At 64.4% G+C, this 23,386-nt stretch carries 20 protein-coding genes; 15 read left to right on the plus strand and 5 right to left on the minus strand.

Features of this window, described 5'->3' with window-relative positions; translation table 11 throughout:
- Positions 1–267: 267 nt before the first annotated feature.
- The 3 genes from RSO41_RS16480 to RSO41_RS16490 are packed head-to-tail and all read right to left on the minus strand — an operon-like array spanning position 268 to position 3,499.
- Positions 268–1,671 carry a bifunctional DedA family/phosphatase PAP2 family protein gene (locus RSO41_RS16480; protein WP_315620310.1) on the minus strand — a complete coding sequence of 468 codons (1,404 nt, stop codon included), beginning with the start codon at positions 1,669–1,671 and terminating at the stop codon, positions 268–270.
- A 15-nt stretch (positions 1,672–1,686) separates the two neighbouring features.
- Positions 1,687–2,637: a GGDEF domain-containing protein gene (locus RSO41_RS16485; protein ID WP_315620311.1), complete on the minus strand. Its 951-nt coding sequence runs from the start codon at positions 2,635–2,637 to the stop codon at positions 1,687–1,689.
- The gene (locus RSO41_RS16490) at positions 2,630–3,499 is read right to left on the minus strand and encodes a hypothetical protein (protein WP_315620313.1); all 870 of its coding nucleotides are present in this window, start codon (positions 3,497–3,499) and stop codon (positions 2,630–2,632) included. The genes RSO41_RS16485 and RSO41_RS16490 overlap by 8 nt, the downstream gene beginning before the upstream one ends.
- A gap of 91 nt (positions 3,500–3,590) precedes the next feature.
- On the opposite strand from RSO41_RS16490, the gene RSO41_RS16495 reads away from it, so the two are divergent.
- The 11 genes from RSO41_RS16495 (at position 3,591) to lipB (ending at position 14,035) form a co-directional block, all read left to right on the plus strand.
- A complete protein-coding gene (locus tag RSO41_RS16495; RefSeq protein ID WP_315620314.1) occupies positions 3,591–4,904 on the plus strand; it encodes a glutamate-5-semialdehyde dehydrogenase in 1,314 nt (437 codons plus the stop codon).
- On the plus strand, positions 4,885–5,574 hold the full coding sequence (gene nadD / locus RSO41_RS16500) for a nicotinate-nucleotide adenylyltransferase (RefSeq protein ID WP_315620315.1): 690 nt from the start codon (positions 4,885–4,887) through the stop codon (positions 5,572–5,574). Before RSO41_RS16495 ends, nadD begins: the two co-directional genes overlap by 20 nt.
- 134 nt (positions 5,575–5,708) lie before the next feature.
- Positions 5,709–6,080 (plus strand): ribosome silencing factor, encoded by a 372-nt coding sequence (rsfS, locus tag RSO41_RS16505; protein ID WP_315620317.1) that lies wholly within the window; start codon positions 5,709–5,711, stop codon positions 6,078–6,080.
- On the plus strand, positions 6,077–6,544 hold the full coding sequence (rlmH, locus tag RSO41_RS16510; protein WP_315620318.1) for a 23S rRNA (pseudouridine(1915)-N(3))-methyltransferase RlmH: 468 nt from the start codon (positions 6,077–6,079) through the stop codon (positions 6,542–6,544). The genes rsfS and rlmH overlap by 4 nt, the downstream gene beginning before the upstream one ends.
- Positions 6,545–6,577: 33 nt before the next feature.
- Positions 6,578–8,488 (plus strand): penicillin-binding protein 2, encoded by a 1,911-nt coding sequence (gene mrdA, locus RSO41_RS16515; protein ID WP_315620320.1) that lies wholly within the window; start codon positions 6,578–6,580, stop codon positions 8,486–8,488.
- Between the two features lies 1 nt (position 8,489).
- On the plus strand, positions 8,490–9,650 hold the full coding sequence (gene rodA, locus RSO41_RS16520; RefSeq protein WP_315620321.1) for a rod shape-determining protein RodA: 1,161 nt from the start codon (positions 8,490–8,492) through the stop codon (positions 9,648–9,650).
- A 74-nt stretch (positions 9,651–9,724) separates the two neighbouring features.
- Positions 9,725–10,780 (plus strand): lytic murein transglycosylase B, encoded by a 1,056-nt coding sequence (gene mltB / locus RSO41_RS16525; protein ID WP_315620322.1) that lies wholly within the window; start codon positions 9,725–9,727, stop codon positions 10,778–10,780.
- Entirely contained in the window at positions 10,777–11,670 is an 894-nt protein-coding gene (locus tag RSO41_RS16530; protein ID WP_315620323.1) for a septal ring lytic transglycosylase RlpA family protein, read from the plus strand. Before mltB ends, RSO41_RS16530 begins: the two co-directional genes overlap by 4 nt.
- Before the next feature lie 52 nt (positions 11,671–11,722).
- Positions 11,723–12,952, plus strand: coding sequence for a D-alanyl-D-alanine carboxypeptidase family protein (locus RSO41_RS16535; protein WP_410000353.1), 1,230 nt, complete (start codon positions 11,723–11,725; stop codon positions 12,950–12,952).
- A 112-nt stretch (positions 12,953–13,064) separates the two neighbouring features.
- Complete coding sequence (locus tag RSO41_RS16540; RefSeq protein WP_315620326.1) at positions 13,065–13,379, plus strand: DUF493 domain-containing protein; 315 nt, start codon at positions 13,065–13,067, stop codon at positions 13,377–13,379.
- Complete coding sequence (lipB, locus tag RSO41_RS16545) at positions 13,376–14,035, plus strand: lipoyl(octanoyl) transferase LipB (protein ID WP_315620328.1); 660 nt, start codon at positions 13,376–13,378, stop codon at positions 14,033–14,035. Before RSO41_RS16540 ends, lipB begins: the two co-directional genes overlap by 4 nt.
- Positions 14,036–14,124: 89 nt before the next feature.
- Here the strand turns inward: lipB and lipA are convergent, their stop codons facing one another.
- Both lipA and RSO41_RS16555 read right to left on the minus strand, forming a co-directional pair.
- Positions 14,125–15,192 (minus strand): lipoyl synthase, encoded by a 1,068-nt coding sequence (lipA, locus tag RSO41_RS16550; RefSeq protein WP_315620329.1) that lies wholly within the window; start codon positions 15,190–15,192, stop codon positions 14,125–14,127.
- Positions 15,193–15,347: 155 nt separating this feature from the next.
- Entirely contained in the window at positions 15,348–16,337 is a 990-nt protein-coding gene (locus RSO41_RS16555; protein ID WP_315620330.1) for a LysR family transcriptional regulator, read from the minus strand.
- Positions 16,338–16,431: 94 nt separating this feature from the next.
- Between RSO41_RS16555 and RSO41_RS16560 the strand changes: the two genes are divergently transcribed.
- From RSO41_RS16560 to RSO41_RS16575, 4 genes are all read left to right on the plus strand, one after another.
- The gene (locus tag RSO41_RS16560; protein ID WP_315620331.1) at positions 16,432–17,340 is read left to right on the plus strand and encodes a hypothetical protein; all 909 of its coding nucleotides are present in this window, start codon (positions 16,432–16,434) and stop codon (positions 17,338–17,340) included.
- A 146-nt stretch (positions 17,341–17,486) separates the two neighbouring features.
- Complete coding sequence (locus tag RSO41_RS16565; RefSeq protein WP_315620332.1) at positions 17,487–19,733, plus strand: DUF3141 domain-containing protein; 2,247 nt, start codon at positions 17,487–17,489, stop codon at positions 19,731–19,733.
- A 276-nt stretch (positions 19,734–20,009) separates the two neighbouring features.
- A complete protein-coding gene (gene topA / locus RSO41_RS16570; protein WP_315620333.1) occupies positions 20,010–22,646 on the plus strand; it encodes a type I DNA topoisomerase in 2,637 nt (878 codons plus the stop codon).
- Complete coding sequence (locus RSO41_RS16575; protein WP_315620334.1) at positions 22,643–23,116, plus strand: DUF6586 family protein; 474 nt, start codon at positions 22,643–22,645, stop codon at positions 23,114–23,116. The genes topA and RSO41_RS16575 overlap by 4 nt, the downstream gene beginning before the upstream one ends.
- Positions 23,117–23,386 lie beyond the last annotated feature (270 nt).

The following is a 23,386-nucleotide window of genomic DNA, read 5'->3' on the forward strand; positions in this document are numbered from 1 at the left end:
CCCGGGCTTCGCCCGGAGCTGTAAGCCTTAAGCTATAAGCGGTAAGAACCCCCTGGACCCGAAAAGGGCTGGGGGTATGCTGCCTACGAGCTACGAGCTACGAGCTACGAGCTACGAGCTACGAGCTACGAGCTACGAGCTACGAGATACGAGATACGAGATACGAGATACGAGATACGCTGCCTTGGGGTTGCCCTTCGAATCTCGTGGCTCGATGCTCGCGGCTTACGGCTTACGGCTTACGGCTTACGGCTTACGGCTTACGGCTTACGCCGGCCCCAGCCAGGCGACTCGGGCGGTGATGAGGGCGAGGGAGGCGGTGCCCAGTATCAACCAGGGACAGGGCGAGAGCCGGGGCCGTTCGTGGCGTTGCCAGGCGAGCTGGACCAGGGCGCAGACCACCAGTCCCAGCAGGGCGCCGCCGATCAGATCGCTCAGCCAGTGCACGCCGATCACCAGGCGGGAGAGTGCCATGGGCACGGCCAAGGCGATCGCTCCCCAGTAGGCCCAGAAGCGTTGCGTCGCCGGGAGTTCCCGAGCGATGAAGGCGGCGGCCATGCCGAGCAGAACGACGATGGTGGAGGTGTGGGCACTTGGATAGGACATCGAGCCGGTCAGGTGTTCCGGCGTCAACGGGCGGGCCCTGCCGATCAGCGTCTTGCCCAGGGTGTTGAGCGCGGCAATGCCGAACAGGCCGGCACCGAAATGGCCGATGATGTCCCAGCGTCGCTGACACAGCCACCAGAGTGTCCAGGGCAGGATCAGGGCGATGATGCCGATGATGTCGCCGATCTCCGCGAGAATGTGGCCGGCCCGGCCCAGACCGGGCATCGACATGGCCGAGAGCAGGTCGTTGAGGCGTTGATCCATGGCCATCGGGCCATCGTGCTGCAGGACTGCCAGGGTCCAGGCCGATAGGGCGGCAAGCGATGACAGCAGCAATAGCCAGGAAGCCAGCGGCGGGTCGCGGTCACGCTGAATGGCCAGGAGCCGCCAGGCCATGCGTCCGGCTGCATGGCGCCGGGACAGCCAGGCCAGGCCACGATAGACATGGCCGTCACGGTAGGTCTGATGACGCAGCCAGGAAAAGATCAGGGCCAGGGCCACGACCAGGCCGCCGAGGCCGGCCAGCCAGGGCTTCAGCCCATCGGGCAGGCCTGGCAGTCGCTGCCAGGCATGGCCGAGCAGATAACCGGGCAGCACATAGGCCGGTGCCCAGAAGGCCGCCGAGATCAGGTTGGCCCAGGTAAAGGTGCGTGGCGGCATGTGCAGCATGCCGGCGATCAGCGGAATGACCGGGCGCACTGGGCCGACGAAGCGCCCCAGAAAGACCGAGAAGGGGCCATGTGTCCGAAAGAAGCGCGCCCCCCGCGCGAGCCATTCTGGATGGCGCGAGAGGGGCCAGAGGGCGGTGACCCTTTCGCGTTGGGTATAGCCTAGCCAGAAACTCAGGCCGTCACCGGCCACGGCGCCGAGAAAGGCGGCAAGAATGACCAGGGTCACGGAAAGTTCCTGATGACCGGCCATGGAGGCGGCGGCGGTGATCAGGACCACGCCGGGTACTAGCAGGCCGACCAGGGCCAGAGATTCCACCAGGGCGATGGCGGCGACGATCAGCAGCAGCAGGGTCGGCGAGGGCGAGAGCTGATAGAGGGCGTCGGTCAGGTTCAAGGGGGTCTCCGTGGGTCAGGCATCCCGGGCGTTCGTCAGGCGTCGAGTGGCGGTGTGCAGCCGGTGTTCGAGCGATGATTCGTCTTCCCCTTCATGTCGCATGACGAGTCGGGTACGCGTCTCCAGAGGCCCGGTTTCCACCAGCACCACCGGCTCGAGGGCTCTCGACAGTCGCTGCTGAACCAACAGGGCGCCACTTTCGGTCGTGTTCGGCATGACCAGCCAGAAGACATCTTCCTCGGCTCGGCCCAGGATGTCATGGGCGCGACAGCGCCCGGCAACGGTCTGGCACAGGCCGTCGAGCACTGCCTGACGAGCCTTGGCGCCGAACTGTTCATCCGCGACCTCCAGTTGGGGAAGGTGGAAGAGCAGAACGGCAAGGGGCTGGCCGAGCAGGTCGGCCCGATCGATTTCGCCGGCCAGTCGTTCACGTAGATACGCAGGACTGACCGCCCGGCATTCCGGGTCGCCGGGGTCGGTGGCACGTAACCATGCCTGCTGGCGGAGGCGTCCCCAGGGCACCAGGGCAGCGGCTGTCACCAGGCTAAGATAGGCCAGCAGTACATCGATATCGGGCCGAGGGGCACCCAGCAGTGCCATCCAGATCGGCGTCAGGCCGAGATTGAGCAACATGGCCGGTGCCAGGGGAAGCAGCAGCAGGGCGAGTACCGGGGGCAGGCCGATCCACAGAGATGGCAGGCCGGTCGGGCGAGATAGCTCCACGGCAATCAGCAGCAAGCCGCAGGCCAGGACCAGGCAGGCGGCGGCACGGGCATGATCGCCGCCCATCGGCGCGAGCAGGGTGGCCATCAGCATGACCGGCGTCAGCAGTGCCGGCGGTGGCATGCGGTGATACTCGCCCATCAGGTAGAACCACAGGGCCTGGCCCAGCAGCAGCAGGGTGCCGATGGTCAGCACCAGAGTGAGCGGCCGGTGTCGGGCGAGGTTCGGCTCAGCATCATGCATGCGTTGCGCTCTCCTTGATCCATCGTGCGGGCGTCTGGCGAGACAGAGCGTGCACTTCGTCGGTCAGCGATACCAGACAGGGTAAAGGAATGGCTCGGGCGGTGACCGGGGGCTCCAGGGCGTCGAGCAGACGCTCTCGGCGTTGTGCCGACTGCTCGGCATCGCGGCTGATCAGCAGGACGCCGAGGGTGCGTCGGTCGATGCGATAACCGTTCTCGAAGCGCTGGAGGTGATGGCGCAATCGGCCAGCCTGGGGCAACAGGCGCCGCGGCGGCAGGCGCAACAGCAGCAATTCGGCATGCGCCGACTCGCGGGTCGCGCGACGTCGCTCGCGGTCCAGGTCATGTTCGAGCTGAGGGCGTGGCCAGAGCGGCCAGCCGGCGACCAGTCTGGCGCGATGACGTGTGGCAAGATGGCGAGCCTGAAGCGCACGGGCATGCGACAGGCCGAGGAACATCAATCCAGCCAGCAATAGTCCGGATAGCCACCACGGTTCGCTGCCCAGTGCGTCGTGCTGGGCATGCCAGCTCATGACCGCCAGCAGGCCATGAAGCAGCAGCATCCAGGGTGGCTGCGGCCACATCAGCAGGAGGGGCCAGGCCCAGAGCCAGGTGATGTGGCGCTCCGGCGCCGACCCGAGCAGGGCTGCCAGCAACAGGCCCGGCACGAGCTGCCAGAGTCTGGCAATGAGATGTCGATGGCCGAGTCGCAGGCGCGCCCCGGTGATCACCAACCAGGCCGCCATCGCCCACAGCAGGAGTGCATCGACCGCGTTATCGGCGGCGACGGCGCGCAGGGCGACGAGTGTCGACGCGACCAGCAGGTTGATACGCAACAGACCGGTTTTGTACTTGCTCCGCATGGTGACTTAGTATGGGCTCCTTCCCGATTCGACTTGTACCAGGGGCGCGGCCGCCACCGCGGCAGTCCACCTTCAGGAGATACTCTACGGCATGACTGCGCACGCCACACACTCTGTTATCGGCACCGCCGAGGCCGGGGGCATCGACGATGTCGATGCCTACATGCAGCGCCTCGGACAAGGTGCCCGCGATGCCGCTACTGCCATGCGGCGCGTCGATACCGCCTCCAAGAACGCGGCCCTGGCTGCCATGGCCCGCCATCTGGAGGCCGCGCGAGCCGAGGTGCTGGCCGCCAACGCCCGAGACCTGGAGCGAGGGCGAACCAACGGCCTGGACGCCGCACTGCTCGATCGGTTGGCGCTCGACGAGGCCCGCCTGGATGGCATGATCGACGGGCTCGCCCAGGTCGCGGCGCTGCCGGACCCGGTCGGCGAGATCGATGGCCTGCGTGCACGGCCCAGCGGCATTCAGGTCGGACAGATGCGCGTGCCGCTCGGTGTGATCGGTATCATCTACGAATCGCGCCCCAACGTCACCCTGGAAGCGGCCAGCTTGTGCCTCAAGTCGGGCAATGCCTGCATCCTGCGCGGGGGGTCCGAGGCCCGCGAGTCCAATGCGGCCATCGCGTCGTGCATCCGTCTTGGACTCGAAGAGGCGGGGCTGCCGCTGGCGGCAGTGCAGGTGGTGGCGACCACGGATCGTGCCGCCGTGGGGCGTCTGATCAGCATGCCGGCGTATGTCGACGTGATCATTCCGCGCGGCGGCAAGTCGTTGATCGAGCGCATCACGCGTGAGGCCAGCGTGCCGATGATCAAACACCTCGAGGGTATCTGTCACGTCTATATCGAGGCCAGTGCCGACCCCGAGAAGGCCCTGGCCATCGCCGTCAACGCCAAGACCCAGCGCTACGGAACCTGCAATACGCTGGAGACCCTGCTGGTCGACGGTTCCATGGCGGTGTCGCTGTTGCCTCGTCTGGCGGCGGCCTATGCCGAGCACGAAGTCGAACTGAGGGGCTGCGAGCGGACCCGGGAAATCCTCGGCGCTGACGTCACCCCGGCCAGCGAGGCCGACTGGGAGGCCGAATACCTGGCACCGGTGCTGGCCATCCGCGTGGTCGACGGCATCGAGGAGGCCATGGCGCATATCGAGCGTTACGGTTCGCGCCATACCGATGCCATCGTCACCGAGAACTATGGTCTCGCGCGGCGCTTCATGGCCGAGGTCGATTCCAGCTCGGTGATCGTCAATGCGTCGACTCGCTTCGCCGATGGGGGCGAGTATGGGCTGGGCGCCGAGATCGGTACTTCTACCGATCGCCTGCACGCCCGGGGCCCGGTGGGGCTGGAGGGCCTGACCACCCGCAAGTACGTGGTGTTCGGTGATGGTCAGATCCGCAGCTGAGGCGCAGCGGCCACTGCGTATCGCCATGCTGGGGGGGACCTTCGACCCGGTGCATCTCGGCCACCTGCGCAGCGCCGTCGAGCTCCGCGAGGCGCTGGCGCTGGACCGAGTGCACATGGTGCCGGCGGCACGTTCGCCGTTGCGTGACACGCCCCGGGTGGCGCCCGAGGATCGCCTGGCTCTGCTTCGCCTGGGCATCGGTGATACGCCGGGCCTCGTGGCCGATGCGCGAGAGCTCTCCCGTCATGGCCCCTCGTACAGCGCCGACACCCTGGCCGAGCTGCGCGAGACCTATGGGCCCGAGGCGCGGCTGGTCATGGCGCTGGGGCACGATGCGTTCATGCGACTGCCCGAATGGCGCGATCCCCACCGGCTCTTCGAACTGGCGCATCTGGTGGTCGTCGATCGACCCGATCACGAAGCACCGCTTCCCGAAGCACTCGAGGAACTGCTGGGCGATCGCGAGGTCGATGGGGTCGCCGATCTGATGGCCGAACCCCATGGCCGGTTGCTTCGGCTGGCTCTGCCGTCACGCATGGCCATTTCCGCCACCGAGGTGAGACGGCGGCTGGCAGGCGGTGACAGCGTTCGCTATCTATTGCCCGAGGCAGTGGAGTCGCATGTCGTGGCGCATGGCCTCTATCGTGACACGAACCGTGACGATGGTTGAGCCGGTCGAGAAGGCGACGTGCACGCTTGGCGTGAATTTCGTGCATTTTCGGTTGCCGGGGCGCTGCCATGCTGGCCGTGAGCCGGTACAATGAAGAGATGATTTCCCCGCTGACGAGGGCTGATACGAAGGGTATGCACATCGACGCACTCAAGACTCTGGTGATGGACTCGCTGGAGGAACTCAAGGCCCGGGACATCGTGCAGCTCGATGTGTCTCGGTTGACCAGCGTGACGGAGCTGATGGTGGTGGCCAGTGGAACGTCCAATCGCCATCTTGCGGCGCTCGCCGAAAACCTGATTCAGGCTGCCAAGGACAGTGGCATGCCGCCGCTCGGTGTCGAGGGAGAAAGCGGTGCCGAGTGGGTGCTGGTGGATCTGGGTGACGTGGTGGTACATCTGATGATGCCCGAGACCCGGGAGCTCTACGACCTGGAGCGGCTGTGGGCGGATCTCCCCAGTGACGGTCTCGAACCTCTGGAGGAAGAGGCGAACGGCATTTCATGAGGGTGCGTCTGCTGGCGGTGGGCACTCGCATGCCGGACTGGGTGACGCGGGGTGTCGAGGAGTATCGCAAGCGTCTGCCGCGGGATTTTGCCCTCGAGATCGAGGAGATTGCGCCCGGCGCACGAGGCAAGAATGCCGATACCCGTCGTGCCATGGTCCTCGAGGCTGAGCGTATCCGTGCTCGCTTCAAGAGCGGTGAACATCGGGTGGCACTGGAAGTGGGCGGCAAGGCCTGGAGTACCGAACAGCTCGCCGAGCAGACCGAAAAGTGGCGCCTCGAGGGCCGCGATGTGGCCCTGCTGGTCGGTGGTCCGGAAGGCCTGGAGCCGTCGTTGTCGGCACAGGCCGACCAGCGCTGGTCACTGTCGCCCTTGACCCTACCGCACCCCCTGGTGCGAATCCTGCTGGCCGAGCAGCTATACCGCGCCTGGACCCTGATGGTCGGCCATCCCTATCACCGTTGAGCGATCCCAAGCGTCTCGGGGGCATCATCCAGCATGCGTCAGCAACGCGACACCCTGAAGAACCCTGAACAGGAGCTTCGCGTCTTCCGCATGCGAGCATTGCTGGCCGCGGTCGTCGTCATCCTGCTGAGCGGAGGGCTGGCCGGGCGCCTGTTCTATCTGCAGGTGGTGCAGCACGAGGTCTTCAGCACCCGCTCCGAAAAGAATCGGGTGCGTGTCGAGCCCTTGCCGCCGACCCGCGGTCTCATCTATGACCGCAATGGGCAGCTACTGGCCGAGAATCGCCCCACCTACAATCTTACGCTGGTACGTGAACGGGTCGATGACCTGGACGAGACCCTGTCGTTGCTGGTCGACCTGCTCGATCTGCCCGAGGAGGAAGTCGAGGCCTTTCGCGCGCGCTCACGCCAGCGACAGCGGCCTTTCCAGCCAGCGCTGCTGATGAGCGATCTCGATGAAGAGCAGATCGCCCGCCTGGCCGTGAATCGTTATCGACTGCCCGGGGTCGAAGTGGAGGCGCAGCTGTTGCGCTATTACCCGGACGCCGAGTTGATGTCCCATGCACTGGGCTATGTCGGTCGCATCAATACCCAAGAGCTCGAACATCTGGATAGCGGCAATTATGCCGGGACCCATTTCATCGGCAAGACCGGCGTCGAACGTTTCTACGAAGAACAGCTGCATGGCCAGGCCGGCTTGCGCAAGGTGGAGACCAACGCCCGAGGTCGTGTCCTGAGAGAGCTGGATCATACCGACCCGGTGCCCGGCAAGGACCTGACGCTGACATTGGACAAGCCGCTCCAGAAGCGGGCCGTGGATCTGCTCGATGGACGGCGTGGCGCCATCGTCGCCATTGCCCCGCAAACCGGTGAGATCCTGGCCATGGCGTCGGTGCCCGGGTTCGACAGCAACCAGTTCGTCACCGGCATCGATGTGTCGTCCTATCGTGCCTTGCAGCAGGATCTCGACTTGCCGCTGTTCAATCGTGCCAGTCGAGGCAGTTATCCGGCCGGCTCGACGATCAAGCCGTTCATGGCCATGGCCGGCTTGCGCGAGGGCGTGATCACCCCGGAGGAGACCATCTATGACCCCGGCTACTATCAGTTGCCCAACGATGACCGGCGCTATCGCAACTGGTTGCGCTGGGGGCATGGCCGAGTGGATCTCGAGCGCGCCCTGGCGGTGTCGAACAACACTTATTTCTACTCCCTGGCCCATGACCTGGGCATCGATCGTATCCACGACAACCTGTCGCGCTTCGGTTTCGGTCAACGTAGTGCCTATGACGTCTATGGGCAGGGCTCGGCGCTGCTGCCGTCCCGTGACTGGAAGAAGGAGCGCTTCAACCAGTCCTGGTATCCGGGGGAAACCTTGTCGGTCGGTATCGGACAGGGGTATCTGCAGATCACGCCCTTGCAGATGGCGACTGCCACGGCAGTGCTGGCCAATCGCGGGCACTGGGTCAGGCCACGTCTGGCTCTCGAGGTCGGTGATCAGTCGGTGCCCACCGAACTGCCGGATACGCCGCCGGACATTCAGGTCGACAATGAAAACTGGTGGGATCGGGTGTTTTCGGGCATGGAAAAAGTGATGTCCGGCAATGAGGGAACGGCACGTCGCAGCGGTGTGGGGCTGGAATATCGCATGGCGGGCAAGTCGGGTACCGCCCAGGTGTTCTCGTTGGGGCAGGACGAGAAGTACAACGCCGACGAGCTCAAGGAACGGTTGCGTGACCATGCGCTGTTCATGGCGTTCGCACCGGTGGAGGATCCGCAGATCGCGGTATCGGTAATCGTCGAGAACGCCGGGGGCGGCAGCAGTCACGCCGCCGGGTTGGCGCGCGCCATGACCGATTTCTGGTTGCTCGAGCGGCAGGGCCTCGGTGCGGACGACACGACCGAAGGGGATGCAGCCGACGCTCGCCCCGGGGCGCAAGGAGACTGAGATGACGAGGTTCGATCTGTCCCTGGGCATGCGCGGACATCCGGTTCGTCCGCCGCGCAGCGGCATGTCACGTCGGCGAAGTCTTTGGGAGCGTATCCACCTGGACCCCTGGCTGCTGGGTCTGTTGCTGCTGCTGATGCTGGCGGGCCTGGTGGTGCTCTACAGTGCCAGTGGGCAGAGCCTCGACATGGTGATCGCCCAGGGACTTCGTTTCGGCGTGGCGTTGACGGTGATGGTGGTGGTGGCACAGTTCTCGCCGGCTACCCTGTATCGCTGGGCGCTGCCCGCCTACCTGGTGGGTGTGCTGATGCTGGCGGCGGTGGAAATCATGGGCGATATGGGCATGGGCGCACAGCGCTGGCTGGTGATCCCCGGCGTGATACGCTTTCAGCCTTCGGAGTTGATGAAGCTGGCGATGCCGTTGATGGTCGCCGCCTGGTTGAGTCGCCGCCCATTGCCCCCGAAGTGGCGAGAGCTGGCGGTATGTGCCCTGCTGATCGGTGTGCCGGTGCTGTTGATCGCGCGTCAGCCCGATCTCGGTACCGCCTTGCTGGTGGGCACTGCGGCGATCTTCGCGATCCTTCTGGCGGGGCTTTCCTGGCGCGTCATCTTCGGTCTGCTCGTCCTGGCGGCTGCCGCGTTGCCCTTGTTATGGATGAACATGCACGACTATCAACGCCAGCGTGTGCTGACCTTCCTGTCCCCCGAAACCGATCCGCTCGGCGCCGGCTGGAACATCATCCAGTCGACCACCGCGCTGGGTAGCGGGGGACTCTGGGGGAAGGGGTGGTTGCATGGAACCCAGTCGCAGCTGGAGTTCCTGCCCGAGCGTCATACCGACTTCATCGTGGCGGTGCTGGGCGAAGAGTTCGGCCTGGTGGGCATGCTGGCCTTTCTCTTCCTCTATCTGTTGATCGTCTGTCGGGGACTATGGCTGGCGGGTACGGCGCAGGAAACCTTCGGGCGCCTGCTGGCCGGGAGCATCATCCTGACGTTTTTCATCTATGTCTTCGTCAATATCGGCATGGTGAGCGGTATCCTGCCGGTAGTCGGTGTGCCCCTGCCGCTGGTCAGTTTCGGTGGAACCTCCAGCGTGACCTTGCTGGCCGGTTTCGGTATTCTCATGGCGATTCATTCGCATCGTCGCCTGTTGCCGCGTTAGTGCCTGAAAATCGACGGGTGCAGGGGCTTTCGGCCGGGGCAGGCGCGGTTTTCAGGGTTCAAGGAGAAGAAACGATGACGAGGGTGTCACGGAGCGCAAGATGGATCCTGATGGCGAGTGGGTGTCTGGTGCTGGCCAGTGCCGCGGCATCGGCCGGGGACTTCGACCCGCACCATGGCGACGTCAAGGCGCTGGTCGACGAGGTCGGCGCCCGGGGGGTCGACCGGAGCTGGCTGGAAGGCGCCATGAACGAGGCGCACTTCAGTCAGGAGGTGCTGGACGCCATGTCCGGTGCGGCCGAATATCACCTGGTGTGGCACGAATACCGCGATATCTTCCTGGACGAGGAACGTGTCGCCAAGGGGGTGCGTTTCATCGATCAGCACCGGGATGCCTTCGAGCGCGCGCAACGCGACTACCAGGTTCCCCCTGAGATCATTGCCGCCATTCTTGGCGTCGAGACACGCTATGGCGAGGTGACAGGTGATCATCGCGTGCTGGACTCGCTGTCGACCCTGGCCTTTCATCATGGCTCCCGGGGCGACTTCTTCCGTGGTGAGCTGGCCGCCTTTCTGGAAATCGCCTACGAGCAGGATGTCGATCCAGGCGACCTAGAAGGCTCCTATGCCGGTGCCATGGGCTATCCGCAGTTCATTCCCACCAGTTATCGCGCCTACGCCGTGGACTTCGATGGCGATGGCGCGCGTAACCTCTGGACCAACCCGGTGGATGCCATCGGCAGTGTCGGTAACTATTTCGCCGAGCATCGCTGGCAGGGCGATGCCCCGATCTACCTGGACGCCGAAGGGCCGGACGAGCCGCCTGCTGGTCTCGATGTCAATCAGGCGAAACGGCCCTATGTCTCGATGAGTGAGCTGCGAGATGCCGGCATTACGCCAGAGTCGGGGTTGCCGTCGGAGGCACGGGTGATTCCCCTGGCCCTGAAGCTGGCCGACGGCGACTATCGTTACCGCCTCGGCCTCGACAATTTCTACGTCATCACCCGCTATAACCATAGTTACCTGTATGCCATGGCCGTCACCGAACTCGCCGAGGCGATCGCCGAGGCACGTGGAACCTCGACACACTGGTTCGAAGCGACGGCCAGCGAGTCCGAGGAGCGTCCATGAAGTCCTGGTGGAGTGTCTTGTGTGCCGGCCTGCTGCTGGCCGGTTGTGCCAGCGATGGCGGCAATCGTACGCTGAAGGATGCCGCCGATGACGGCGCCTCCGCAGGCAGTGGCGGGGGGCGCTATGCGATGTCCAGCGATGCCTACCCTCAGCAACCGCCGGATGTCAGCCGAGTGCCGGATGCCGTGCCGCGCCCTGAACCCCGCTCGCGGGCCGGCAACAAGTCCCGTTATGAGGTGTGGGGCAAGACCTACCATGTCATGTCCGATGCCAGCGGTTATGAGCGCCGGGGGACGGCATCCTGGTATGGCAAGAAGTTTCATGGCTATGCCACGTCCAACGGCGAGATCTATGACATGTACAAGATGAGTGCCGCGCATCGTACCCTGCCGTTGCCGACGTATGCCCGGGTCACCAATCTCGACAATGGGCGTTCGGTGATCGTCAGGGTCAATGATCGCGGGCCCTTCCACAGCGAGCGGGAAATCGACCTGTCCTACGCCGCCGCCTCCCGCCTTGACATTCTCGATCGGGGGACCGGCCGTGTCAGGGTCGAGGCCATCAATCCCGAGGCCTGGCAGGCGCGCCAGAAAGGCCAGCCCACGCCGCCCAGCACCGCCGAGCCTGATCCTGTCGCGCAGGATAGCGGACGAGATGCCGCCGAGCCTGTCTACCTGCAGGTGGCGGCACTCGGCTCGGCGGATAATGCCGAAGCGCTCAAGGAACGGCTGGAGGGGGCCTTGTCCCGGCCGGTCAGGATCGCCAGCGCCGCCGGACTCTACCGCGTTCAGGTCGGTCCCCTGAAACATGCCGACCAGATCGACCCCGTGCGTGGCCAGTTGAGCCGCGTCGGTTTCGGCCAGGCCTTTGTCGTCAACGGCGCCGATTGAGTGGCGCCATACCAATGATCATCCTGTGATGCACCCGAAGAGATTGCCATCCATGAAAGTGTCGTGCTCGTTCCCTTTCCGCCAGTTGATGCCAGCCCTGCTGGTATGCTGTTCCCTGGTCGCTGCGCCGCTCCAGGCCCAGGAGACGTCGCCGTCTCCCGAGCCCCAGGTGCAGCCTCAGCCGCAGACCATGATTCCGGCGCCGCCGCGCCTGGCCGCCACTTCCTGGATTCTGATGGATGCCGGCAGCGGGCGCGTGATTGCCCAGCACAATCCGGATGAGCGACTGCCGCCGGCGAGTCTGACCAAATTGATGACCGCCTATCTGGTCGAGCGTGAGCTCAACAAGGGCAACATTTCCCCCGACGACCAGGTACCCATCAGTGAAAAGGCCTGGCGCACCGGTGGCTCGAAGATGTTCATCGAGGTTGGTGATCGGGTGCCGGTCAGTGAACTGCTGCACGGTATCGTCATCGTGTCCGGCAATGACGCCAGCGTGGCCATGGCCGAGTATCTGGCGGGAGGCACCGAGCCCTTCGCCGATATCATGAACCAGCATGCGGCACGGCTGGGCATGGAGAACACTCACTTCGTCAATCCCACCGGCCTGCCGCACGAGAATCATTATTCGTCCGCCCGGGACCTGGCGTTGCTGTCGCGCCACATCATCAACGACTATCCCAAGCATTACAGCATGTATCGCCAGAAGGCGTTCACTTATGGCGGTATCGAACAGCCCAACCGCAACCGCCTGCTGTGGCGCGACAGCAGCGTGGACGGCCTGAAGACCGGCTGGACCGAGGCGGCAGGCTATTGCCTGGTGTCGTCGGCCAAACGGGAGGACATGCGTCTGATCTCGGTGGTGATGGGAACCGACTCCACGGAGGCACGAGTCCAGGAGAGCCAGAAACTGCTGAGCTATGGTTTCCGCTACTTCGAGACCCTCAGGCTCTATGACAAGGGTGCGGTACTCAATACGTCCCGGGTGTGGGGGGGCGACAAGGACGAGCTGAAGATCGGCGTCGACAAGAATGTCTTCATGACGGTTCCGCGGGATCGCAACCAGGAACTCACCGCCAAGCTCGATATCCGACAGGATCTGACTGCCCCGATCGAGGCCGGCGAGACCATCGGTACCATGGAGGTGCGCCTGGGCGATGAAGTCGTCGGCAAGCGTGATCTGCTGGCGCTGGAAAGCGTCGAGGAGGGTGGTTTCTTCAAGCGCCTGATCGACAAGGTTCATCGTTTCTTTGCCAACCTGATGGGCGGCTTCTTCGACTGACGAAACGTTCGGACCCGGAGTGCTCGGCTCACCGGGCGCTCGATGCCCCATGTTTGGTAGCGGGGCCGCGGGTTGCGTAGAATATCTGTAGATACTGTCATCAAGGTGCGGGATGAACGACAAGCCCCTGCGCGATTTGCGCCAACCGAGTGCGGCCGACCCGAAGGGCGAGCCGCCGAAGATTACCTTTCCCTGCGACTATCCGATCAAGGTAGTGGGCGATGCCGACGAGGCGTTCGTCGCCATGGTCTGTCAGACGGTCACGCGCCACGATCCCGCCTTCGATCCGAAGGGCATCCAGGTGGTGGACAGCCGCAATGGACGCTTCCAGTCGGTGCGGTTGACCATGCGGGCCACCAGCGAAGCGCAGCTCCAGGCGCTGTTCGCCGAGCTCAAGGCCAGCGGGCTCGTGCACATGGTGGTTTGAGCGTGGACGCCATTCAGGTGCACCGCCTGGGGCGTCGCCCCTATGAGCCGGTCTGGCGAGCGATGCGGGAGCTCACCGATCAGCGCGATGCCTCGACACCGGATCAGTTCTGGCTGGTCGAACATGACCCGGTCTTTACCCAGGGGCGGGCGGGGAAGCCGGAACATGTGCTGATGCCCGGCGATATCCCGGTGGTGGAGACCGATCGTGGCGGTCAGGTGACCTATCATGGCCCCGGTCAGGTCGTCGTCTATCCGTTGCTGGATGTGCGCCGCGCCGGTCTCGGCGTGCGCGAGCTGGTCAATTGCCTGGAGCGGGCGGTCATCGCGTTGCTCGCCGATCTGAACGTGGAGGCGCGTGCCCGGCCCGATGCCCCCGGCGTCTATGTGGGGGAGGCCAAGATCGCCTCATTGGGTCTGCGAATTCGACGCGGCGCCAGCTTCCATGGCGTTGCCCTCAATGTCGACGGCGACCTCTCGCCCTTCGACCGCATCAATCCCTGTGGCTATGCCGGCATGGCCATGACGCGCGTGGCCGATCTGGTCTCCGAAGCGCCCGATGTGCCGACGGCGGCAACACGATTGGCCCATTGCCTGGCTCGGGAGCTTGGTCGCGAGCTGTCCTTCGTTGATCGAGCTTCTCCTGAGAAGGGCTGACGTTCCTGTAGCGTGGGATACCTGGAAGCAGGACGCCGGCCCCGTGGCGGGGCCGGCGTCCTGCGTCATGCCGGGTGACGTCGCGTGACTCAGCCGACGTTCAGGGTGGGGATCAAGTTCGGGTCCGCTTCTTGCTCCGACTGGCCGGGCACCTTGCCCGGTGAGGCCAGTTCGAGCCCCAGGTTGTTGTTCTCGAAGACCCGGTCGGCACGATAGCTGGAACGCACCAGCGGGCCCGATGGCACTTCCATGAAGCCTTTCTCGAGTCCCAGTTGACGATAGCGCTCGAACTCGTCGGGCGTCACCCAGCGTTCCACCGGCAGGTGGTTACGGGTGGGGCGTAGATACTGGCCCAGGGTGACGATGTCGACGCCGATGGCGCGCAGGTCATCGAAGGTCTGGAGGATTTCCTCTTCGGTCTCGCCCAGGCCGAGCATCAGACTCGTCTTGGTGAGTACCTCAGGACGGTGACGCTTGGCATGGGCCAGCACATCCAGGGTCTTGCGGTAACCGGCTCGTGGATCACGGACCCGATGCGTCAGGCGCTCCACGGTCTCGACGTTCTGGGCGAAGACTTCCAGTCCGGAGTCGACGACTCGCTCGACGGCGTCGGGATCGGCGTCGAAGTCCGGGGTCAAGGCCTCGACGGCGACCTCGGGTGTGCGAGCCTTGATGGCACGGATACAGTCGGCGTAATGGGTGGCCCCCCCATCATGAAGGTCATCCCGGTCCACCGAGGTCAGCACGATGTAGCGCAGGCCCATCAATTCGACGGACTTGGCCGTATTCTCGGGCTCTTCGGGGTCCAGCCAGCCCTTGGGGTTGCCGGTGTCCACGGCACAGAAACGGCAGGCGCGGGTGCACACCGAGCCCATCAGCATGATGGTGGCGGTACCGTTGCTCCAGCACTCGCCCATGTTGGGGCAATGAGACTCGGCGCAGACGGTGCTGAGCCGGTGCTCGTCGACGTTGCGCTTCACGGCGTCGAAGCGTTCCCCGCCGGGAATCTGCGCACGCAGCCACTTCGGCTTGCGGCCGAGGGAGGGACTGTCCTCCTGCTGACTGCGGTGTTTCATGCCGTCCTTGATGGCGGTGGCACCGTGCTCGTTGCGGTACTTCTCACCGCTGGACACCTGCTTGACGGTCCTGTTGCTCATGATCTGCAAGCCTCTCCATTCGGCGGCTGTGCGTCACGCCCACGCGGTCGTGGGGTGTCCGCAAAAAAGCGAAGCGGGACGGCCGGCGTCGGGCATGGCGTGTATACATTCTGGACGCTAACTTATCATATTCGTCGTTGATCTGGACAGGCAGGTCACGTCCGTGCGGTATCGGGCAGGCAGGCAACGCCGTGGCTGGGCAACGGCGAGAGCTCTGCAGCGAAGTGTTCATGCAGCTCGTCGAGATGGTCGCGCACGAACCGCAGGAAGAGTTCGGTGACCGGTGTGGGGAAACGCTCGCGATGATAGACGGTGCACCAGGAATGGCGTAGCGGGAAACCGGGGAGGTCCAGCCGTTTCAGCAGGCCGGCCTCGAGCTCCAGGCGGACTGCCAGGCGTGGCAGCACGGCGACGCCGAGTTGCGCCATGACACCTTGCTTGACGGCTTCATTGGTCCCCATCTCGATGATATGAGCCAGGTTGACGTCCTCGGCGGCGGCATGATCTTCCAGCGCACCGCGGACGCCGGAGCCGGGTTCGCGCATCAGCACATAGTGGCGCGCCAGATCCTCCAGGCCAGGTCGCTCGGCCTCGAGAAGCGGATGGCCGGGCCAGACCACGGGAATCATCTCATTGTCGAGAATCGGCATGAATACCAGGTCATCGTCTTCGGGGACTCGCGCCATGATGACCAGGTCATCGCGCTGCTCGGCCAGTCGTGTCAGGGCCTGGGCGCGATTGCAGACCCGCAGGCGAATCTGGACATTGGGATAGTAAGCCCGGAAACGTGCGAGCAGGTGGGGAACCACATACTGTGCCGTCGAGACGGCGGCCAGGTTGAGCTCGCCGCTGATGGTGCCGGCCAAGTCGGAGAGACTCATCTGCAGTCGCGAGACCTGTTCGAAGATGGCGTGTGCCGAGCTGGCCAGGGCATCCGCCGCCGGCAGTACATGCAGGGTGCGGCCGGCGTACTTGAACAGGGGTTGCCCCAGGGCCTGTTCGAGCTGGCGAATCTGGGCGCTGACCGCCGGCTGCGTCAGCCCCAGAGCTTCTGCCGCCCGGGAGTAGGACTGTCGCTCGTAGACGGCACGGAACACCTGGAGCTGGCGGAAGGTGAGGCGGTTGAGCAGCTTGGGGGCAGTCATGACGTCGTCCATCGAGCCGGGACGCGGAGGCGTCCAGTCTGTCTGGCCGCCATGCTAGCATCGCGGCTCGATATACGGCTATTCAGGAGTGCCCATGCCCATACGCTTCACGCCGTTTTCCTGTCCGCTGGTGGCGGGGCACGGCGTTGCCGCGCAACGGATACGTCAGGCCTGCATCGAGCGAGGCATGACACCTGTCGCTGCATTCGGCGGCGAGGCCACGCTCATCGATGAAGCGCGGGCGGCAGGGTGCGATGCCCTGCATCCTGGCGAGCGCGATGCTGTCATGCAGGTGTCGATCGCCGAACGCTGCCGGCATCTGGGACTGCGTTTTCTGGGCAGCGAGCCCGCGTTGCTGGAGACCATGGCGGATCCTCGACTCATGCGCCAGCGAATGCGTGAGGCCGGCCTTCCTCTGGCGACGCTCGGCCAGGGTGGCGAGATCATCGCGATGTCCTTGCTGGCCGACCGGTTCGGGCGCGTCCTGTACCTGTCGCCCCGCCAGCGTCGGGGGGCTGGTGCCATGGCCCCGCTCGGGTGGTTGACGATGGAGCGTTATCGTTACCTGGGCGAGCTGGCGGCGCGAGGCGTCGCCAGTCTCGGTGTGGTCGGGCTCGTCGAGGTACGCTTCCAGGTGGCGGGTAATCGCCTCGGCTTCGTGGACATGAAGCCCGGCCCGACCGGTGATGAGGGGCTGGATGAGGCCTTGCTCGGGCTGGACCCGCTGGTCGAACAGCTCCGCGTGCTGGCCGGTGAGAGGCTTCGGATGCGTCAGTCGCGAATGTCGCTCGACGGACAGGCCCGCCTGTGGCGGTTCGAACTGCCGTCGAGTGCCGTTTTCAGCGGAGGCCCCGGCATACGACTCGACCAGTGTGGTCAGACCGGTGAGGCGCGTCTGCTGGCCTGGGGGCGTCATTCAGGCGAACTCGAGGCGCGTGCCAGGCGAGTCCTGGCCGAATGGTGGGGGGAGGAGCAGGCCAGCCACTGGCTCGTGACATTGTAAGCACCCTCGGAGAGGAGAGGGTGATCCGCGATAGCCCGGGAGGGCGCATGTCGAGATTTCCCTTGTGACGCGGGATTCGCTATATTGCATTGCAGCAACCGGGTTGCCCGCCGGTACCGGTCCGGCTCATGCCTTGGAGCCCCGCGATGTATGCCATGATGCCTTCCTCGCCATCGACGGCGATGTCCCTGCTGGATCCTTTCGGTTTCGGTCGTGCTGCCTGCGAATACTGGGGCGATGCCCTGGAACGCGGCACGCTCTACCTGGATGTCCTGCGTCAGCGTGGCAATCAGTATCTCGAGCATATCGAGAAGACCAAGCCCAATGTGCTCGGTTTCGAGGCCGAAGTATTGGTCGACGGGCGTGACCTGCCGCGCCCCGTCAACTACGAGCTGCTGCGCATCCTGCCGCCGGAGGGAGTCGAGATCGATCCGCTCAGTCGGCCCTTTGTGGTGGTCGATCCGCGTGCCGGGCATGGTCCCGGCATCGGGGGATTCAAGCCGGACAGCGAGGTGGGCGTGGCACTGCGCGCCGGGCATCCTTGCTACTTCATCGGCTTTCTGCCTTTCCCCGAGCCGGGCCAGAAGGTCGAGGATGTGGTCGAGGCGGAAGTCGCCTTTCTGCACCATGTCATCGAACGCCATCCCGAGACTTCCGAGAAACCCATGGTGGTGGGCAATTGCCAGGCCGGGTGGCAGATCATGATGGCGGCGGCACTGGAGCCCGATGTGTTCGGTCCCATCCTGATCGCCGGTGCGCCTTTATCCTACTGGGCCGGCGAGCGGGGGCGCGCGCCGATGCGCTATACCGGCGGGCTGGTCGGCGGCAGCTGGATGACCGCGCTGCTCGGCGACCTGGGCGCCGGCCTCTTCGATGGTGCCTGGCTGGTGCAGAATTTCGAACGTCTCAATCCGGCCAACACCTGGTGGGACAAGCAGTATCGTCTCTATGCCGATGTCGATACCGAGGCCGATCGCTATCTGGAGTTTGAACGCTGGTGGGGTGGGCATGTGGTGCTGGGGGCCGACGAGATTCAGTATATCGTCGATAACCTGTTCATCGGCAACCGACTGTCCACCGCCCAGCTGGTGACCTCGGACGGGCGACGCATCGACCTGCGCAACCTGCGCTCGCCGGTAGTGGTGTTCTGTTCCCGGGGCGACGACATCACGCCTCCACCCCAGGCGCTGGGATGGGTGCGGGACCTCTATGAAGATACCGAGGACATCGTCGCCAACGAGCAGACCATCGTCTATTGCCTGCACGACAGCACCGGTCATCTCGGTATCTTCGTCTCGGGAAGCGTGTCGCGCCGCGAGCACACCGAGTTCACCGCCAACATGGACTATATCGATGTCCTGCCGCCGGGGCTTTATGAAACCACGGTGACCCCGGCCGAGAGCCACCCGGACGCCGAACTGATCGAGCGGGATTATCTGCTCGAGTTTCAGCGCCGCGACGTCGAGGAGCTGGATCGCGAGGTTCATCACCGTCCGGACGATGACCGGCGTTTCGCCACGGTGGCGCGGCTTTCCGAGATCAATCTGGGACTCTACCGGCTTTTCTGGCAGCCCTGGGTGAAGGCCCTGGCAACGCCGGAGTCGGCACGCTGGATGCGGCGAATGCATCCGAACCGTCTGGGCTATCGGCTGCTGTCGGATCGCAACCCCATGATGGGAGTGGTCCCGGTGATGGCCGAGCGAGTGCGACGCGAGCGCCATCCGGTCGGTGACGACAATGTCTTCCGTGCCATGGAAGGCGTGGCGTCCACCGGCATCTCCCATGGCCTGGACGCCTGGCGCCAGTATCGTGACGGCCTCATCGAACAGAGCTTCCTGGCGTTCTATGGGCAACCTTTGCTGCAGGCGCTGGTGGGGCTGGATGGTGATGCTCAGGCGCCGCGTCGTCGCCCCGGTGCCGAACCCGAGCATCGACGCTTCATCGAGCAGCGGCGCCAGTCCACCCGTGACAGGATGGCAGAAGGGGGGGATCACGAGGCGGTAATGCGCTCGGTGATCTATGTGCTGGGGGGGGCGCCGGCCAGTGACGAGCGCAACTTCAAGCGGCTGCGTGCATCACGGGCTGAGCTCGAGCCTGGTATTCAGCTCGCCGATTTCAAGCACCTGGTACGCGACCAGTTCTTCATCCTCAAGCAGGATCGCGATGCCGCCCTGAACACGATTCCGGCGCTATTGTCGGGACAGACTGCCGAGCAGATCGACGCGCATCTGGAGCACATTGACCATGTGCTGGCGGCCAGTGGAGAGCTTTCCGAGCATGCGGCAGCGCGCTTCGAGCGGGTGCGCGGCCTCTTCGAGTCGGCCAAGCCGCAACCGGACGCCAAGGGAGCACGAAGGCGGCGAGCCGGCCCATCCCCGGAGCGTGATGGTTGATCTCCGGGGCCTTGCTCCAACGCCCCCGCCGGCTCACCGGCGGGGGCGTTTCGTTGACAACGATGTCAGGCTTCGCTTGTGGTCTCCTTCGGCCTCGGGCTAGTGTCCTGTTTCGGAGGTTCGTTGAAAAGGTGGCGGGCACTAGGTTCATAGGTCGCGACTGGCGTGAAGGCGAGCGCTGGGGTAGGGTAAGCGCATTTTTCACCGCCGATAATATGGTGGGCCGAAACCGTTCGGCGCGAGCCTAGGCTGGCGTCAATAGCATTGTGGAGCACTATGGGCAAGTCACTGGTCATCGTCGAGTCGCCGGCCAAGGCCAAGACGATCAACAAGTATCTCGGCAACGACTACATCGTGAAGTCGAGCGTGGGGCACATCCGTGACCTGCCGACCAGCGGCTCGGGCAAGGCGGCCACGGATCCCAAGGAACGCGCCCGTCAGGCGGCGGCGACGCGCAAGATGTCCGCCGAGGAAAAGGCCGAGTATCGCAGGCGAAAGGCTCACGACCAGCTCATTCGGCGCATGGGCATCGACCCGGATCATGGCTGGGAGGCCGATTATGTGGTCCTTCCCGGCAAGGAAAAGGTGGTCGCCGAGCTGAAGAAACTGGCCGACAAGGCCGACCATGTCTATCTGGCCACCGATCTGGACCGCGAGGGTGAGGCCATCGCCTGGCACCTGCGCGAAACCATCGGTGGCGACGAGTCCCGCTATCGTCGCGTGGTGTTCAACGAGATCACCAAGAACGCCATTCATGAGGCCTTCGAGGATCCCGGTCAGTTGAACATGCCGCGGGTCGAGGCTCAGCAGGCGCGGCGTTTTCTCGATCGGGTCGTGGGCTTCATGCTCTCGCCGCTGCTGTGGGCCAAGATCGCCCGTGGCCTCTCCGCCGGTCGCGTGCAGTCGGTCGCGATGCGCCTGATCGTCGAGCGAGAGAGAGAGATCCGGGCTTTCGTACCCGAGGAGTTCTGGGACGTTCATGCCGATCTGTCGCCGAGTGATGGCAAGGGCGAGACGGTGCGCTTCGAGCTGGTGCGACAGGATGGCAAGACCTTCCGGCCGACCAGCGAGAGCGAAACCCTGGAACGCATCGCGGCGCTTCGTGGAGCCAGCCTGGCCGTCACGGCGCGGGAGGACAAGCCGACCCGCTCCAGACCGAACGCCCCCTTCATCACCTCGACCCTCCAGCAAGCTGCCAGCGGTCGACTGGGATTCTCGGTCAAGAAGACCATGACGCTGGCCCAGCGCCTCTACGAGGCCGGCTACATCACCTACATGCGTACCGATTCCACCAACCTCTCGCAGGAAGCGGTGGCCGGTGTGCGCGACTATATTGGCGAGTCCTACGGCAAGCGTTATCTTCCCGAGTCGCCGAACCGCTACAGCAGCAAGGAGGGCGCTCAGGAGGCTCACGAGGCCATCCGGCCTTCCGATGTGACGCGTCAGGCCGGTGATCTTGCCGGCATGGAGCGTGATGCCGAACGCCTCTATGAGCTGATCTGGCGTCAGTTCGTGGCCTGCCAGATGACGCCGGCCGAATACCTGTCCACCACCCTGACGGTGGAGGCCTCCGGCTATGAGCTCAAGGCCAAGGGGCGGGTGCTGAAGTTCGATGGCTATACCCGGGTCCTGAAGCCCATGGGGCGCAAGGACGAGGACCAGTCGCTGCCGGATATTGCCGAGGGCACCTCGCTGACGCTCGAGTCACTGGACCCGCAACAGCACTTTACCAAGCCACCGGCACGTTACACCGAAGCAAGCCTGGTCAAGGAGCTCGAAAAGAAGGGCATCGGTCGCCCTTCCACCTATGCCGCCATCATTTCGACCATCCAGGATCGAGGCTATGTGCGGCTCGAAAACCGGCGCTTCTACGCCGAGAAGCTGGGTGACATCGTCACCGAGCGGCTCAAGGAGTCCTTCCCCGACCTGATGGACTACTCCTTCACCGCGCGCATGGAGGATAGCCTCGACGAGGTGGCCGAAGGACAGCGCCGCTGGCGCGAGTTGCTCGATGCCTTCTACGCCGAGTTCCGTGAGGAACTCGACGAGGCCGAGAGCGAGGAGGGCATGCGCCCCAACCAGCCGGTGCCCACCGATATCGAGTGCCCGACATGTGGACGCGACATGCAGATCCGCACCGCCTCGACAGGCGTCTTCCTCGGCTGCAGCGGCTACAACCTGCCACCCAAGGAGCGCTGCAAGACGACCATGGACCTGCTGCCCGGCGACGAGGCCGTGGCCGCCGATGCCGGCGAGGAGGCCGAGACCGATGCCTTGCGTGCCAAGCACCGTTGCCCGAAGTGCGGCACCGCCATGGATAGTTATCTGATCGATGAGCAGCGCAAGCTGCATATCTGCGGCAACAGCCCTGACTGCGATGGCCACGAGGTCGAGCATGGTCGGTTCCGCATCAAGGGATATGACGGGCCCACCATCGAGTGCGACAAGTGCGGCAGCGAGATGCAGCTCAAGTCCGGGCGTTTCGGCAAGTACTTCGGCTGTACCAGCGAGGCCTGCAAGAACACGCGCAAGCTGCTTCGGAACGGAGAGGTGGCGCCGCCCAAGATGGACCCCATTCCCATGCCCGAACTGGCCTGCCAGAAGGTCGAGGACCACTATGTACTGCGCGATGGCGCCAGTGGGCTCTTCCTGGCGGCGAGTAAGTTCCCCAAGAATCGTGAGACGCGTCCGCCCCTGGTCGCCGAGCTCAAGGCCCATGCCGAGGAGCTTCCCGAGAAATATCGTTACCTGCTCGAGGCGCCAAGCGCGGATCCTGATGGGCGTCCGGCCCAGATCCGCTTCTCGCGCAAGGCCAAGGAGCAGTTCGTGATGACCGACGATAATGGCAAGGCGACCGGCTGGAAGGCCACCTTCGCCGACGGTCGCTGGCAGGTGGAGGACAAGCGCAAGTGACACCGCGTGCACGAACCAATCAACTGCTCTATCAGGCTGAGCTGTTGCTCGCTGTCGCGCCGGGGGATGACGAGCACAGCGAGGCACGTCGCATGGCCGCCGAGGAGGGGGCACTGGCATTGTGCGAGCTGGCGCTGGAGTCGCTGACGAGGGAGGTCACCGAGCTGGCCGAGCATGCCACGCCGGCGAATGGTGACTGGCGAACCTTGTTGTCGTCCGATGAGGTGCAACTGGCCGAACTCGAGCGATTGCGCCGCCTCGCCGAGCGTCCCGACAGCTGGCTGGCTCGCTTGCTGGTGCGGCTCGAGGCGTTGCACTCCAGCGACGGTGTGGCACGCCGTTCGGGCGGCGCGGCTCAGGGGCTGATCGCCGTCGGTGGTGCAGAGGACCTGGGGTCGGAACTGCTCGACTGCCTGAGCCAGGCCAAATGCGAGATCGGTGCCCTGCGACAGACCAGCGAGGAATGGTAACTAGGCACTGAGAGGGTGTTTACAAAACAGGCGAACGAAGGCAAGACAAGGCGAAATTGAGTGAAAAAGCGCAGTTTACGATAGGTAAATGAGCATTTTGAGGTCAATTTCAACGCCGTATTGCCGAGTGTAGGCATTTTGTAGACACCCTCTGATCCGAGGTTGGGTCTGCCTGTCGCTCGGACGCAACAGTGTTGTCTCGTGTCATTGGCTGCGTTGAACTGACACTTGATGCCAGGTGCGGTATAAACGTCATCGATTTCATCGCTC

The organism is Halomonas sp. I1 (genome assembly GCF_032334135.1).
GTDB lineage: Bacteria > Pseudomonadota > Gammaproteobacteria > Pseudomonadales > Halomonadaceae > Halomonas.

Excerpts from the sequence above, each read along its gene's own strand:
- RSO41_RS16485 (WP_315620311.1), bottom strand. The coding sequence starts at position 2,637 with ATGCATGATGCTGAGCCGAACCTCGCCCGACACCGGCCGCTCACTCTG.
- RSO41_RS16490 (WP_315620313.1), bottom strand. The coding sequence starts at position 3,499 with ATGCGGAGCAAGTACAAAACCGGTCTGTTGCGTATCAACCTGCTGGTC.
- RSO41_RS16495 (WP_315620314.1), top strand. The coding sequence starts at position 3,591 with ATGACTGCGCACGCCACACACTCTGTTATCGGCACCGCCGAGGCCGGG.
- nadD (WP_315620315.1), top strand. The coding sequence starts at position 4,885 with ATGGTCAGATCCGCAGCTGAGGCGCAGCGGCCACTGCGTATCGCCATG.
- rsfS (WP_315620317.1), top strand. The coding sequence starts at position 5,709 with ATGCACATCGACGCACTCAAGACTCTGGTGATGGACTCGCTGGAGGAA.
- rlmH (WP_315620318.1), top strand. The coding sequence starts at position 6,077 with ATGAGGGTGCGTCTGCTGGCGGTGGGCACTCGCATGCCGGACTGGGTG.
- mrdA (WP_315620320.1), top strand. The coding sequence starts at position 6,578 with ATGCGTCAGCAACGCGACACCCTGAAGAACCCTGAACAGGAGCTTCGC.
- rodA (WP_315620321.1), top strand. The coding sequence starts at position 8,490 with ATGACGAGGTTCGATCTGTCCCTGGGCATGCGCGGACATCCGGTTCGT.
- mltB (WP_315620322.1), top strand. The coding sequence starts at position 9,725 with ATGACGAGGGTGTCACGGAGCGCAAGATGGATCCTGATGGCGAGTGGG.
- RSO41_RS16530 (WP_315620323.1), top strand. The coding sequence starts at position 10,777 with ATGAAGTCCTGGTGGAGTGTCTTGTGTGCCGGCCTGCTGCTGGCCGGT.
- RSO41_RS16535 (WP_410000353.1), top strand. The coding sequence starts at position 11,723 with ATGAAAGTGTCGTGCTCGTTCCCTTTCCGCCAGTTGATGCCAGCCCTG.
- RSO41_RS16540 (WP_315620326.1), top strand. The coding sequence starts at position 13,065 with ATGAACGACAAGCCCCTGCGCGATTTGCGCCAACCGAGTGCGGCCGAC.
- lipA (WP_315620329.1), bottom strand. The coding sequence starts at position 15,192 with ATGAGCAACAGGACCGTCAAGCAGGTGTCCAGCGGTGAGAAGTACCGC.
- RSO41_RS16555 (WP_315620330.1), bottom strand. The coding sequence starts at position 16,337 with ATGACTGCCCCCAAGCTGCTCAACCGCCTCACCTTCCGCCAGCTCCAG.
- RSO41_RS16560 (WP_315620331.1), top strand. The coding sequence starts at position 16,432 with ATGCCCATACGCTTCACGCCGTTTTCCTGTCCGCTGGTGGCGGGGCAC.
- RSO41_RS16565 (WP_315620332.1), top strand. The coding sequence starts at position 17,487 with ATGTATGCCATGATGCCTTCCTCGCCATCGACGGCGATGTCCCTGCTG.
- topA (WP_315620333.1), top strand. The coding sequence starts at position 20,010 with ATGGGCAAGTCACTGGTCATCGTCGAGTCGCCGGCCAAGGCCAAGACG.